Consider the following 1,307-nt stretch of genomic DNA (forward strand, 5'->3'; position numbering starts at 1 on the left):
ACATCGACTACTATTTTTACGGTTGATGGTTTGACCAATACCGCCAAGCAAATTAGTGGAAATCAAATAGCATCGTTTCACAACATCACTTTTGATAGCCCTGTTACCACGATAGCTTTCGATTTAAGAAATAATATTGATGCTACTGGGGAAGTTGATTTTCGAAATGGAATTGTTGTGGTTGACTCAACGTACAATCCTGTTACGAAAGTTTCTAACGGGATGATTACGTTTCAAAACGGGTCAAAAGCAATCCGTGCAAGTAACCATTCCCATGTATCTGGTCAAGTAGAAAAGATTGGAACAGATGCCTTTACCTATCCCACTGGCGATCAAGAGAAATACCGGTATGCGCGCATCTCTGCACCTAAGGATGTAAAAGATGTTTTTGTAGGACAATACGTTTATAACGACGAGGCTTTTTTCAAGGCCCGTCCCAATGCAGTAGGTATTGTTAAAGTAGTAAATAACAAAGAATACTGGATTATCGATAAAAGGGATGAAAATAAGAGTGATGTGTTGTTGACCCTAAGCTGGGATGAATCAACTACTTCATCGGATGTTTTACAAGATCCCGAAGGCGACTTACACATTGTTCGCTGGGATGCTAAACAACAACTGTGGGTTGATGAAGGAGGGGTAGTCGATATGTCTTCTAAAGAAGTAACGACAATTGCTACAGTTAAAGGCTATGGATTTTTCACCTTAGCTACAGTAAAGAAAGACTGGATTTTGGATGGGGATGTAGTGATTTACAACTTAGTTACCCCTGATGGGGATGGCAAGAACGATTACTTTATCATCGACAACATCAAAAACTATCCCAATAACAAGGTTGAGATATTCAACCGTTGGGGAGCTCGCGTATATGAAACTCGAGGTTATGATCCACTTGGCGATGGCAGTAGCAATGTTTTTAAAGGATATTCAGAAGGTAAAGTTACCGTTGATAAAGGCAGTAAGTTACCAAGTGGCACGTATTACTATGTAGTAACCTATGAGTACAAAGATGACAACGGAAGTCGCATGATAAAGAAGGCGGCAAATCTACATTTGGAAAATAATTAAAGAAGGATCAGATGAAAAGAAATAGCATAATACAAGCGGTAGTTCTTGCTTGTTTAAGTGTACTTTGTATGCCTAAAACTTTTGCCCAGCAAGATCCTCAATATACCCAGTATATGTATAATCCCGCCTCGATTAACCCTGCTTATGCAGGCAGTGTGGATCACTTGCAATTATTTGGATTATACCGCACCCAGTGGGTTGGCTTAGATGGCGCACCGCGCACGGCTTATTTATCGGCT

At 40.2% G+C, this 1,307-nt stretch carries 2 protein-coding genes; both read left to right on the forward strand.

The window, feature by feature from the left end; all coding sequences use genetic code 11:
• A partial coding sequence (locus ACMHJ2_RS17710) for a gliding motility-associated C-terminal domain-containing protein (RefSeq protein ID WP_413514174.1) occupies positions 1-1,068 on the forward strand: 1,068 nt, incomplete at its 5' end.
• Positions 1,069-1,079: 11 nt separating this feature from the next.
• The coding region (locus ACMHJ2_RS17715) for a type IX secretion system membrane protein PorP/SprF (RefSeq protein ID WP_413514175.1) at positions 1,080-1,307 on the forward strand (228 nt) is incomplete at its 3' end.

This window comes from Myroides odoratus (genome assembly GCF_965118575.1).
Lineage (GTDB): Bacteria > Bacteroidota > Bacteroidia > Flavobacteriales > Flavobacteriaceae > Flavobacterium > Flavobacterium odoratum_B.